General features: G+C 71.9%; 10 protein-coding genes. 3 read left to right on the top strand and 7 right to left on the bottom strand.

The features are described 5' to 3' along the window. Positions 1 to 17: 17 nt before the first annotated feature. Positions 18 to 1,154, bottom strand: a complete 1,137-nt coding sequence (locus HNP84_RS05560) for an MBL fold metallo-hydrolase (protein WP_185048258.1) — start codon at positions 1,152 to 1,154, stop codon at positions 18 to 20. Between the two features lie 107 nt (positions 1,155 to 1,261). On the opposite strand from HNP84_RS05560, the gene HNP84_RS05555 reads away from it, so the two are divergent. Beyond that, positions 1,262 to 1,858 (top strand): DUF305 domain-containing protein, encoded by a 597-nt coding sequence (locus HNP84_RS05555; protein WP_185048257.1) that lies wholly within the window; start codon positions 1,262 to 1,264, stop codon positions 1,856 to 1,858. 116 nt (positions 1,859 to 1,974) lie between these two features. Here the strand turns inward: HNP84_RS05555 and HNP84_RS05550 are convergent, their stop codons facing one another. The 3 genes from HNP84_RS05550 to glgA form a co-directional block, all read right to left on the bottom strand. Continuing rightward, a complete protein-coding gene (locus tag HNP84_RS05550) occupies positions 1,975 to 3,471 on the bottom strand; it encodes an Nramp family divalent metal transporter (RefSeq protein WP_185048256.1) in 1,497 nt (498 codons plus the stop codon). 126 nt (positions 3,472 to 3,597) lie between these two features. Further along, positions 3,598 to 4,281, bottom strand: a complete 684-nt coding sequence (gene pgeF, locus HNP84_RS05545) for a peptidoglycan editing factor PgeF (protein ID WP_185048455.1) — start codon at positions 4,279 to 4,281, stop codon at positions 3,598 to 3,600. Between the two features lie 48 nt (positions 4,282 to 4,329). After that, entirely contained in the window at positions 4,330 to 5,499 is a 1,170-nt protein-coding gene (gene glgA / locus HNP84_RS05540) for a glycogen synthase (RefSeq protein WP_185048255.1), read from the bottom strand. A gap of 57 nt (positions 5,500 to 5,556) precedes the next feature. Here glgA and glgC point away from each other — a divergent pair, with 57 nt between their 5' ends. Together glgC and HNP84_RS05530 are read left to right on the top strand one after the other, a co-directional pair. Continuing rightward, positions 5,557 to 6,792, top strand: a complete 1,236-nt coding sequence (gene glgC, locus HNP84_RS05535) for a glucose-1-phosphate adenylyltransferase (protein WP_185048254.1) — start codon at positions 5,557 to 5,559, stop codon at positions 6,790 to 6,792. A gap of 176 nt (positions 6,793 to 6,968) precedes the next feature. Then, positions 6,969 to 7,613: a hypothetical protein gene (locus HNP84_RS05530; protein WP_185048253.1), complete on the top strand. Its 645-nt coding sequence runs from the start codon at positions 6,969 to 6,971 to the stop codon at positions 7,611 to 7,613. Between the two features lie 43 nt (positions 7,614 to 7,656). Here the strand turns inward: HNP84_RS05530 and HNP84_RS05525 are convergent, their stop codons facing one another. From HNP84_RS05525 to HNP84_RS05515, 3 genes are all read right to left on the bottom strand, one after another. Then, positions 7,657 to 8,790: a mechanosensitive ion channel family protein gene (locus HNP84_RS05525; protein ID WP_312923882.1), complete on the bottom strand. Its 1,134-nt coding sequence runs from the start codon at positions 8,788 to 8,790 to the stop codon at positions 7,657 to 7,659. A gap of 86 nt (positions 8,791 to 8,876) precedes the next feature. Continuing rightward, positions 8,877 to 9,884 (bottom strand): ribonucleotide-diphosphate reductase subunit beta, encoded by a 1,008-nt coding sequence (locus tag HNP84_RS05520; protein ID WP_312923879.1) that lies wholly within the window; start codon positions 9,882 to 9,884, stop codon positions 8,877 to 8,879. Then, on the bottom strand, positions 9,881 to 12,064 hold the full coding sequence (locus HNP84_RS05515) for a ribonucleoside-diphosphate reductase subunit alpha (RefSeq protein WP_312923876.1): 2,184 nt from the start codon (positions 12,062 to 12,064) through the stop codon (positions 9,881 to 9,883). The genes HNP84_RS05520 and HNP84_RS05515 overlap by 4 nt, the downstream gene beginning before the upstream one ends. Between the last annotated feature and the right edge of the window lie 55 nt (positions 12,065 to 12,119).

The following is a 12,119-nucleotide window of genomic DNA, read 5'->3' as shown; positions in this document are numbered from 1 at the left end:
GGCGATGCCCTGGCGGTTCAGGCGATGGTCTGCCACCAGGCGTCCACCGGCGGCGGGTCGTCCACGTTGATCCGCTCGCCCGGCCGTGGCACGGCCAGCCGGACGTCCCTGGCCTTGGACTCGCGCCACAGCCGGTCCACCGGCTCGCCCCACGGGTGGAAGGCCAGGGTGAACGTGCCCCAGTGCACGGGCAGCAGCACCTGGCCGCCCAGGTCGCGGTGCGCGGTGACCGCCTCCTCGGGGGTCATGTGCACGTCGGGCCAGGCGTGGCTGTAGGCGCCGATCTGCATCAGGGTGAGGTCGAACGGGCCGTGCTGCGCGCCGATGTCGGCGTAGCCGTCGAAGTAGCCGGAGTCGCCGGTGTAGAAGACGCGGCGGCGCTCGCCGGCCAGGGCCCAGGACGCCCACAGCGTACGGTTGCGGGCGAAGGCGCGGCCGGAGAAGTGGCGCGCGGCCGTGGCGGTGAAGCGCACCCCCTCGACCGTGGCCTGCTCGTCCCAGTCGAGCTCGATGATCCGCGACCGGGGCACCCCCCACCGCTCCAGGTGGGCGCCGACGCCGAGCGGCACCAGGAACGGCACCGAGCGGGTGCGGGTCAGGGTGCGGATCGTGGCCCGGTCGAGGTGGTCGTAGTGGTCGTGCGAGATCACCACCGCGTCGAGGTGGGGCAGGTGCTCGATCGGCAGCGGCAGCGGATGCAGGCGGCGCGGCCCCACGTGCGCGGACGGCGAGCAGCGCTCGCTCCACATCGGGTCGAACAGCACCCGGCGGCCCTCGATCTCCACCAGCGTGGTGGCGTGGCCGAACCAGGTGGCGTACAGGCCGTCGGCGGGGGCGGCGCTGCCGGGGCCGGTGGCCGGGGTCACCAGTGGGATCGGGCCGCGCGGCTTGCGGGTGCTCTCGACGAAGACCATGTCACGGACGATCTTGCGCGTCGGCCCGGACGGCACGACGGTGCTGGGCATCGGGTTGTGGAAGCTGTCGCCCCGGAACCGCGGCGACCTGCGGACGCGCTCGGCCCGCTCGCCCTTCGGCAGCGCGCCGAGCGAGGCCGGGATGTCGCGCAGGGCCCAGAGCCCGGCGGTCAGGGCCGCCGCCGCGGCCAGCCCATAGCGGAGCCGTGAGCGCCGTCGCGCCCCTGATCGTTGTGCCATGCCTTGAGGCTAGCCAACCGGGCGCCGATCGCGGCGCGCCCGGTGAACTCCCGGGGACCGTCGTCCGTACCTGCTTGCGTGTGGACCGCAACGCGCAACGAACGCTCATGGACGTGATCCTCCGTACGGCCGCCGCCGGGGCCGCCGTGCTCGCGCTCGCGGGATGCTCATCCGCCCCCGCCGGCCCCGCCGACGCCGACAGCGCGGTCGCGGCCGGCGCGCGGACGGCCGCGACCACCGCGGCCACCGCGGCGTACAACGAGTCGGACGTGCGGTTCTGCCGCGAGATGATCCCGCATCACATGATGACGATCGAGCTGGCCGAGCTGGTCACCGGCCGGACCACCGACCCGTACGTGACCTCCATGGCCGAACGGATCGCCGAAGGGGAGGACGAGGAGATCGACAGGATGACCGCCTGGCTGGAGGAGTGGCGCAAGCCGCCGCCCGGCGAGGCGCACCTGGGGCACGACGGGAACGGGCTGGACGCCGAGGCCGTCGCGGAGCTGGAGCGGGCCTCGGGCCGGACCTTCGACCGGCTGTGGCTGCGCGCGGTGGCCGACCATCTGGAGCACGGCGTGCGGATGGCCGAGACGGTGCTGGCCGTGGGCCGGTCCGCCCCCGCGACGATGCTCGCCGGGCAGATGGTGACCGAGCTGCGGGCCGACGTCGAGGACATCGAGGTGCGCCTGCGCCAGATCTGAGCGGCCCCGAAGACCGCCCCGGCGCACCTCTCGGCGGTGCGCCGGGGCCCTGCCTCGCCCGCGTCGGCACGCTTCAGCACGCTTCCAGAAGGTGACCGGTTCAGAAGGTGACCGGTTCAGAAGGTGACCAGCGGGTCGCCGACGAAGTCGGCGATGAAGTTGACGAAGAAGAAGCCGAAGAACAGGAAGTTGAGCACCAGGATGACGTAGTGCCACCAGCGCGGGCGGGCCGGGCGGGGCAGCTTGCTGTTGAGGTACATCAGCAGGAACGGGTAGATCAGCGCGCCCAGGTTGGACATGTTCGCCGACCATTGCACCAGGCTGACCGGCAGCGCGAAGTGCAGGATGATCGCGATCACGATGAGCAGGCCGATCATGAACGGGTAGTAGAACCGGCGCGGGTCGCCCTCGATCAGCGCGCGCAGGCGGGGGCTGGTGGAGTGGGCCGCGTCGGTGGTGACCCGGACCATGGCCTCGAAGATGCCGAGCTGGGTGGAGAACAGGATCAGCACCCCGACGATCAGGGCGATGTAGAACATGCCCCGGCCGTACTCCTCGTTCAGCGCGGCGGCGACGAACGTGGGCACGTTGGCCTGGGTGGGCCTCTGGCCCGACAGCTCCACCGCGCGGGCCATGAGCATGGTGGGCAGCAGCATGCCCAGGATCGCGCCGACGAAGAACACGCCCCACATGTCCACCAGCAGCAGCCGGTACCAGCGCCGCCACATCCCGGCGTTGGCCTCGTTCTCGGGGAAGGTCACGCCGCTGGCCAGGATCTCCCTGCGCTCGCCGCGCAGGCCCGCGATGAACCCGACGCGGTGGCCCATGCCGTAGCCCTTGTCGCGGTAGTGGCCCATGACGTACCAGTTCAGGCCGGAGGCCAGCGCGGTGAACCCGGCCAGGGCGCCGATCTGGGTGGCGGTGATGCCGGCGGGCGGGGCGGCCGGGGTGACGAAGCCGCGGACGGCGTCCCACCACTGCCCGAACGGGACCACGAGCAGGTCGATGAGCAGCAGCGCCACCAGGACCGAGCCCACCATGATCCAGTTGGCCAGTTCCAGGGCGCGGCTGATGCGGCGGGCGGCGGCGGTGATCAGGAACACCAGGACGAGCAGGGCGATGGCCCACAGCCGGGGCTCCTCGGCGCCCGCGGGCGGCACCTCGCCGTGCACCAGGGCGTACACGCCCTGGCCGGCGGAGGCCGCCCAGCCGCCCGCGATGAAGGCGAATATCACGATGAACACGGACAGGGGGACCCAGAGCAGGTACCCCGGTGGCACCCGGCCCCACGCGACGACCGGGGTCTCGCCGGTCGCCACGACGTAGCGCGAGCACTCGACGTTGTAGAAGGTCTGGAGCAGGGCCGAGACCAGGATCACCCAGCCCACCCCGACGAACCCGTACTGCCCGACCGCCTGCGGCCCGAGCAGCCACTCACCGCTGCCGATCGAGATCCCCAGCGCGATCAGGCTCGGGCCGACGGCGTACTTGAACAGTTCCTTGGGACCGAGCCGGCTGACCTTGAAGACCTCCTCGGGCGAGGGAAGGTCGGCGACGGCGAGGTCGGGACGGCTGACTCCGAGTGGACGTGTCTGCGTGCCTTCCTGTGTCATGAAGGCGCCTCCCGCGATTGCACCCCCGAGGTGAATCGGTTCCTTCACCAGAGCATGGATCCGGACAGCCCGCAAAGGCAAGAGTCAGATGTGATCGGCGTCACATTCCCGATATCGGGGCCGGTTTCAGGTGAGCCAGACGATGCCGGCGAATCTGCCGGTCACCCGCTCGCGCCGGTGCGAGAACAGCTCCTCGCTCTCGATCGTGCACCGGTCGTCGTGCCGCACCTCGCCGACGCCGGCCTTGACGAGCTGGGCCGCGATGCCGGCGCGCAGGTCGAGCGCGGGGGTGCCCCAGCTCGTGGTGGACCACGTCTCGGGTACGCGGGCCGCCCCCTCCTCGCGCATCGCCTCGGGCACCTCGTAGCAGCGCCCGCAGGCGGCCGGCCCGATCACCGCCACGCACCGCGACGGCTCCGCGCCGCGCCGCGCCATCTCCGCCACCAGGTTGCCGGCCACGCCCGCCAGCGTGCCGGGCCGTCCGGAATGCGCCGCGCCGACGACCCCGGCGACCGGATCGGCGACCAGTACGGGGGCGCAGTCGGCGCCCAGGACCGCCAGCCCGAGGCCGGGCCGATCGGTGACCGAGCCGTCGAGCGGCGGGGCGTCGCCGGTGAAGGGCGCGGTCACGTACGCCACGTCGGCGCCGTGCACCTGGCGCAGAAAGACCAGACCCGCCAGGCCCAGCTCGGCGGCGGTCCTGGCCCGGTTGGCGGCCACCGCCTCGGGGTCGTCTCCGACGAGCCCGCCGAGGTTGCGGCTGGAGTAGGGCCCGGTGCTCACGCCGCCGTGGCGGTCGGTGAAGGTCATGCGGGCCCGGCCGACGGAGATCGTCACAACCGCCAGGTTATAGCAGCCTCACAGCAGCGAGGCGTACAGGCCGGCGGTGCGCTGGGCGATGGCCGGCCAGGAGAAGTGCTCCACCGCGCGCGCCCGCCCCGCCCGGCCCATCTCCCTGGCCCGCTCCGGTGCTCCGAGCAGCGCGTTGATCCGCTCCGCCAGCCCGGCGGCGAACGCCTCCGGGTCGTGCGGGGTGCCGTCGGCGGCCTGGTCGATCGGGACGAGCAGCCCGGTCTCGCCGTCGGCGACCACCTCGGGGATGCCCCCGGTCTCGGTGGCGACCACGGCGGTCTCGCAGGCCATCGCCTCCAGGTTGACGATGCCCATCGGTTCGTACACCGACGGGCAGACGAACACGGTGGCGTGGCTGAGGATCTGGATCACCTCGGGGCGCGGCAGCATCTCGGAGATCCACACCACGCCCTCCCGGTCCAGCCCTTCGACCAGCGCGGCGACCTCGGCGGCGATCTCCGGCGTGTCGGGCGCGCCCGCGCACAGCACGAGCTGCGCGCCCGGGTCCAGCGAGCGGGCCGCGTGCAGCAGGTGCACCAGGCCCTTCTGCCGGGTGATGCGGCCGACGAACACGACGTACGGGCGGCCGGGGTCGATGCCCCGCCTGGCCAGCGCGTCGGTGCCGGGGTCGGGGGCGTACTCGGTGGTGTCGATGCCGTTGTGGATCACCGACACGCGCTCCGGCGGGATCTCGGGGTACGTCGCGAGCACGTCGGCGCGCATGCCCTCCGACACCGCGATCACCGCGTCGGCGGCCAGCAGCGTGGTGCGCTCGGCCCAGGAGGACAGCGTGTAGCCGCCGCCGAGCTGCTCGGCCTTCCACGGGCGCAGCGGCTCCAGGCTGTGCGTGGTGACGACGTGCGGCACCCCGTACAGCATCTTGGCGACGTGGCCGGCGAAGTTGGCGTACCACGTGTGGCTGTGCACCAGGTCGGCCCCGGCGCAGGCGGCGGCCATCTCCAGATCGACGCCGAGCACCTGGAGCGCGGCGTTGGCCGTCTCCAGCCCGCCGGGCACGGCGTAGGCGGTGACGCCCTCCACCTCCCGGGGCGCGCCGAAGCAGCGGACCCGCAGGTCGGCGATTCGGCGCAGCTCGCGGGCGAGGTATTCGACATGGACGCCCGCCCCGCCGTAGACCTCCGGCGGGTACTCCCGGGTCAGCAGATCGACACGCATACCCGCACCTTAGCCGCATGATGTTTCGTGGTGGTTGGTACGGTTATCGTCCTGCTTATGACGACGCCCAGTGTCCTCGCGATCGTGCTCGCCGGCGGCGAGGGTAAGCGGCTGATGCCGCTGACCGCGGATCGCGCCAAACCCGCCGTCCCCTTCGGCGGGATCTACCGGCTGATCGACTTCGTGCTCTCCAACCTGGCCAACGGACACTATCTGAAGATCGTCGTCCTGACGCAGTACAAGAACCACAGCCTGGACCGGCACATCTCCCGCACCTGGCGGCTGTCGGCCATGCTGGGCAACTACGTGACGCCGGTGCCGGCGCAGCAGCGGCTCGGCCCGCGCTGGTTCTCCGGCTCGGCCGACGCGCTGTTCCAGAACCTGAACCTGATCTACGACGAGATGCCCGAGCACGTGATCGTGTTCGGCGCCGACCACATCTACCGGATGGACCCCCGGCAGATGGTGCAGCAGCACATGGACACCGGCGCCGACGTGACCGTGGCCGCGATCAGGCAGCCGCTGTCGCTGGCCGACCAGTTCGGCGTGATCGAGACCGACCCCGCCGGGCGCAGGATCGTCGCCTTCCGCGAGAAGCCCAAGGACGCCGTGGGCCTCCCGGACGCGCCCGACCAGGTCTACGCCTCGATGGGCAACTACGTCTTCCGCACCCAGGCCATGATCGACGCGCTGCGGGAGGACGCCCTCGACCCGACCAGCAAGCACGACCTGGGCGGCAACATCATCCCGATGATGGTCAAGTCGGGCGGCGCGGAGGTCTACGACTTCAAGGACAACGTGGTGCCGGGCTCCACCGAGCGCGACCGCGGCTACTGGCGCGACGTGGGGACGCTGGACGCGTACTACGAGGCGCACATGGACCTGATCTCCGCGCACCCGGTCTTCAACCTCTACAACGACCGCTGGCCCATCTTCACCGGCCACGACCCGCTCCCGCCGGCCAAGTTCGTGCACAACACCGGCGACCGCGTGGGCCGCGCCCTGGACTCCCTGGTCTCCCCCGGGGTGATCGTCTCCGGCGGCACCGCCGTGCGCTCGATCCTCTCCCCCCGCGTCGTGCTGCACTCCCACTCGCTGGTCGAGGACTCGGTCCTGATGGACAGCGTCAAGGTCGGCCGCGGCGCCATGATCCGGCGCGCCATCATCGACAAGAACGTCGTCATCCCCGACGGCGCCCGCATCGGCTACGACCTCGACCTCGACCGCACCCGCTTCGCCGTCACCCGCAGCGGCGTGGTCGTGATCGGCAAGAACGAGGTGGTGGACAGATAGGCCGACTCCGCCACACGCCCCTCCTACCGGCAACGAATCCGGCACATGGCGGGAGCAGCGGCATCCGGGGGATGTAGGCTCCGGCCGTCACCGTTCGGCAGTGGGGTCTCGGGGCGGCGGCACGGTGCGACCGAGCCCCGGCCGGTGTCCGGACCGAGGAGCGCAGGGAGCGAAGCGTGGGGTGGGCTAAGCGGGTTCTCGCCGGAGGTGCGCTCGTGGTGTGCGTGGCCGGTTGCACCGGGGGCGATCCGGGACCGAGCGCTCCGGTGGTCTCCGAGGCGCCGGTGCCGGCGGGGTTCAAGCGGCTGGGCGGGCCCGGCAACGGGGTGAGCGTGGCGGTGCCGGCGTCGTGGGCGACGCTCGATCTGACCAAGGACGACATCGAGCAGGGCCTGGCGCAGAGCGGGCTGAGCGGGTCCGCGCTGGACCAGGCCAAGCAGGCGCTCAAGGCGCTGGTGACGAGCAAGGCGGTGTGGGCGTCCGACCCGGCGTCGGTGGAGCGCTCGCCCGACAAGTTCGCCACCAACCTCAACGGGTTCTGCCAGCGCGGCACCGGCGCCACGGCCGCGCAGCTCATCGCCGACGCCAAGGCGCAGCTCGCCACGCTGGACGCCGAGGTGTCGGAGGCGGGCGAGGTACGGGCCGGGGCGGGCACGGCGGTGCGGATCGTCTACACCTTCACCGCCGGCGGCGTGAAGGTCAGGGGCACCCAGTTCTACGTGCCCGCCTCCGGGCGGACCTGCATCGTGACGATCAGCACCGACCGCGAGGGGCAGCAGGCGCTGTTCGACCAGATCGGGGGCACCGTGCGCGCGCTGTGAGGCGCGGCGCCCGGTGCCATGCGGCCCCGGCGCCATGGCCGAGCTACCCCTGGCCGTCCTCCTTGCCGTCGGCCGTGGGCTCGGCGCCCTCGGCCGTCCCGTCGCCGGGGGCGGCGAAGGCGCGCGGCGGAGGCCCGATGGGGTCGGCGCCCGGACGCTCGCCGACGGCCTCGACCCGGAACCTGGGCAGGGTCTCAGGGTACTTCTCCCTGATGTAGCCCACCAGGAACTCCCGCGCGTCGCACTTCAGGTCCCAGGCGCTGGCCGAGTCGGCGGCGCTCATCAGCGCGCGCAGCTCGACCAGCCCGTTGGGCAGCAGGTCGGTGACCTGGAGGGTCCAGTCCTTCTGGTCCCACAGCGGGTGGGCGCGCAGGAACGCGTACAGCTCGGAGCGCAGCTCCTCCACCGGCACCGACCAGTCCACGCGCAGGAAGACGTGCCCGATCACCCGGCTGCCGTGCCTGGTCCAGTTCTCGAAGGGGTTCTGGGTGAAGTAGGAGACGGGCAGGACCAGGCGCCGCTCGTCCCACAGCCGGAGCACGACGTACGTCAGCGTCAGCTCCTCGATCCGGCCCCACTCGCCCTTCACCACGACCACGTCGTCCAGGCGGATGGCGTCGCTGAAGGCGAGCTGGAGCCCGGCCACCATGTTGCCCAGCGTGGACTGGGCCGCGACGCCGACGATCACGCCCGCGATGCCGGCCGAGGCCAGCAGCCCGGCGCCGAGGGCGCGCACGGCGGGGAAGGTGAACAGCATCGCGCCCATCGCCACGACGATGATCACGGCCGCGGCCACCCGGCGCACCAGCGCGATCTGGGTGCGGGTGCGCCGGGCGCGGCGGTTGGAGTCGCCCTCGACCGTGCCCAGGCGGTCCAGGACGACGTCCGTGATCGCGTACGCGGCCTGGATGATCAGCCAGGACACGCACGCGATCATCAGCAGGTTGATCGAGGTGTCCACGATCCCGCCGGGCGGGTCGGGGACGTACACCATGTTGGCGGTGGTCACCGCGGCCGTGGAGAACCCGGGCCAGGTGCATCGTCGTACCAGTGGGCCGGAGAGCACCCACCGCTCACCGATCAGCCGGGAGCGGAGCAGGCGGCGTACGACCTCGACGAGCGCGACCGCCACCAGCACGGCACCGACCATGACGACCCAGTTGGGGAGCGACGACACTGACGATGACCTCCTTTCACCTCACCTCCCCCACAATGCCGCAAACAGGGCGTAAAGTAACCGCCAGGGTCTTCGGATCGGGATCTTCAGAACTCCTCGTCGAAGGCGACCTCGCCGGTCACCCCCACCTGGTACGCCGACACCCGCCGCTCGAAGAAGTTGGCCAGCTCCTGCACGTCCTGCAGCTCCATGAACCCGAACGGGTTGGCCGAGCCGTACCTGGGCGGCAGGCCCAGCCGCGCCAGCCGCCGGTCGGCGACGTACTCCAGGTACGCGCGCATCCGCTCCGCCGTCATCTCGCCCACGCCGTCGCCGCACAGGTCGCGGGCGAAGGCCAGCTCCGCCGCCACGGCCTGCTCCAGCATCTCGGTCACCCGCGCGGCCATCTCGGCGTCGAACAGGTCCGGCTCCTCCGCGCGCACGGTGTCCACGACGTCGAAGGCGAACTCCATGTGCAGTGACTCGTCGCGGAACACCCAGTTCGTCCCGGTGGCCAGCCCACCGAGCAGGCCCCGCGACCGGAACCAGTACACGTACGCGAAGGCGCCGTAGAAGAACAGGCCCTCGATGCAGGCGGCGAAGCAGATCAGGTTGAGCAGGAACGCCCGCCGGTCCTCGCGCGTCTCCAGCCGCCGCAGCTCCGCCAGGGAGTCGATCCAGCGGAAGCAGAACTCGGCCTTGTCGCGGATGGACGGGATGTGCTCCACCGCCGCGAACGCCTTGGCCCGCTCGTCGTGGTCGGGCAGGTAGGTGTCCAGCAGCGTCAGGTAGAACTGGACGTGCACGGCCTCCTCGAAGAGCTGCCGGCTCAGGTACAGCCGCGCCTCTGGCGCGTTGACGTGCTGGTACAGGTTGAGCACCAGGTTGTTGGCCACGATCGAGTCGCCGGTGGCGAAGAACGCCACCAGCCGGTTGATCAGGTGCCGCTCCTGCTCGCCCAGCGCGGCCAGGTCGGCGATGTCGGAGTGCAGGTCCACCTCCTCCACCGTCCAGGTGTTGCGGATCGCGGCGCGGAAGCGCTCGTAGAAGCCCGGGTAGCGCATCGGGCGCAGCGTCAGGTCCATGCCCGGGTCGAGCAGCAGTCGAGTCGTCACTGGCACGCCTCGCACACCTCGGGATTCTCCAGGGAGCACGCGACGGCCCCCTCCGGCTCGATCGGGACGGTCGCCTGCGCGATCCGGGTGGCGGGGCGGGAGCGCAGGTAGTAGGTGGTCTTCAGCCCGGCGCGCCAGGCGTAGGCGTACATCGAGGACAGCTTGCCGATGGTCGGCGCGGCGATGAACAGGTTCAGCGACTGGCCCTGGTCCACGTACGGCTGCCGCGCCGCCGCGAGGTCGATCAGCGCCTTCTGCGGCAGCTCCCACGCGGTGCGGTACAGCGCCTTGAGGTCATCGGGGATCTCCGGGATGTCCTGCACCGAGCCGTCGGCGCGCTTGATCGCGTCGCGCACGCGCGGCGTCCACAGCCCCAGCCGCCGCAGGTCGGCCACGAGGTACCGGTTCACCTGCAAGAACTCCCCCGACAGCGTCTCGCGCTTGAACACGTTGGACACCTGCGGCTCGATGCACTCATAGCACCCGGCGATGGACGCGATCGTGGCGGTCGGCGCGATGGCGATCAGCAGCGAGTTGCGCAGCCCGTGGGCCGCGACCCGCTCCCGCAGGGCCGCCCACTCCTCCGGGTGCGCGGGCACGGCGCCGGGGTAGTGGTCGGGGTGCAGCACCCCGCCCGCCGCCCGGGTCTCGCCGTACGCCGGGTGGGCGCCGCGCTCCCGCGCCAGCTCCGCCGACGCCCCGTACGCCGCCAGCGCGATCTCCTCGGCGATCCGGGTGGACAGCGCCAGCGCCTCGGCCGAGTCGAACGGCAGCCGCAGCGTGAAGAACACGTCCGCGAGCCCCATCACGCCCAGCCCGATCGGCCGCCACCTGCGGTTGGCCGCCTCCGCCTCCGGCGTGGGGTAGTAGCCGAGGTCGACGGTGCGGTCCAGCACCCGCACCGCCGTGCGCACGGTGGCGCGCAGCCGGGCCCAGTCGAGCCCGTCGCCGGTCGCGGCGAGGTGGGCGGCCAGGTTGACCGAGCCCAGGTTGCACACGGCGGTCTCCTTGTCGCCGGTGACCTCCAGGATCTCGGTGCACAGGTTCGACAGGTGGATCACGTTCTCCGGGCGGGCGGTCTGGTTGGAGGTGCGGTTGGCGGCGTCCTTGAAGGTCATCCAGCCGTTGCCGGTCTGGGCCAGGGTGCGCATCATCCGGGCGTACAGGGCGCGGGCGGGCACCTGCCGTACGTAGGCGCCCTCGGCCTCGGCGGCGCGGTACGCCGCGTCGAACTCCTCGCCCCACAGGTCCGCCAGCTCGGGCACCCGCTTGGGGTCGAACAGCGACCAGACGCCGTCGGCCTCGACCCGGCGCATGAACTCGTCCGGGATCCAGTTGGCCAGGTTCAGGTTGTGGGTGCGCCGGGCGTCCTCGCCGGTGTTGTCGCGCAGCTCCAGGAACTCCTCCACGTCGGCGTGCCAGGGTTCCAGGTAGACGCAGGCGGCGCCCTTGCGCCGGCCGCCCTGGTTGACCGCGGCCACCGAGGCGTCCAGGGTGCGCAGCCACGGCACGATGCCGTTGGAGTGGCCGTTGGTGCCCCGGATCAGCGAGCCGCGCGAGCGCACCCGGGTCCAGGAGATGCCGATGCCGCCCGCGTACTTCGACAGCCGCGCCACCTGGGCGTACCGCTCGTAGATGGCCTCCAGCTCGTCGCGGGGCGAGTCGAGCAGGAAGCAGGAGGACAGTTGCGGGCGGCGGGCGCCGGCGTTGAACAGCGTCGGCGAGCTGGGCAGGTAGGCCAGCGTGGACATCAGGCGGTACAGCTCGGCGGCGTCGTCGTACGAGCCGGCCGCCAGGCCGCAGGCGACCCGCAGGAAGAAGTGCTGCGGCCGCTCCAGCACCTTGCGCGTCTCGGGGTGGCGCAGCAGGTAGCGGTCGTAGACGGTGCGCAGGCCGAAGTACTCGAAGCGGTCGTCGGCGGCCTCGTCCACCAGGGCGTCCAGCTCGGCGGCGCGGGCGGCCACGAAGGCGGCCAGCTCGTCCTGGATCAGCCCGGCGGCGTGCGTGGCCGCGATCGACTCCGAGAAGGCGCGTACGCCGTGCGCGGCGGCCTCCTCGGCGATCTCCTCGGCCAGCAGCCGGGCCGCGACCCCGGAGTTCTCCGGCTCGGCGATCACCCCCGCGGCCGCCCGCTCGATGGCGGCGCGCCGCTCCTGGGAGGCGGTGGCGACGTCGATCACATACTCCCCTTCCGTATACCCCCGGGGGTATAGGCGCGCGAGAGTACGCCGCGTG

This window comes from Thermocatellispora tengchongensis (assembly GCF_014202315.1).
Lineage (GTDB): Bacteria > Actinomycetota > Actinomycetes > Streptosporangiales > Streptosporangiaceae > Thermocatellispora > Thermocatellispora tengchongensis.
This window is presented reverse-complemented; position numbering and strand designations above follow the sequence as displayed.

Coding starts and splice junctions, on each gene's coding strand:
- HNP84_RS05560 (WP_185048258.1), bottom strand. CDS start 1,154: ATGGCACAACGATCAGGGGCGCGACGGCGCTCACGGCTCCGCTATGGG.
- HNP84_RS05550 (WP_185048256.1), bottom strand. CDS start 3,471: ATGACACAGGAAGGCACGCAGACACGTCCACTCGGAGTCAGCCGTCCC.
- glgC (WP_185048254.1), top strand. CDS start 5,557: ATGACGACGCCCAGTGTCCTCGCGATCGTGCTCGCCGGCGGCGAGGGT.
- HNP84_RS05555 (WP_185048257.1), top strand. CDS start 1,262: ATGGACGTGATCCTCCGTACGGCCGCCGCCGGGGCCGCCGTGCTCGCG.
- glgA (WP_185048255.1), bottom strand. CDS start 5,499: ATGCGTGTCGATCTGCTGACCCGGGAGTACCCGCCGGAGGTCTACGGC.
- pgeF (WP_185048455.1), bottom strand. CDS start 4,281: ATGACCTTCACCGACCGCCACGGCGGCGTGAGCACCGGGCCCTACTCC.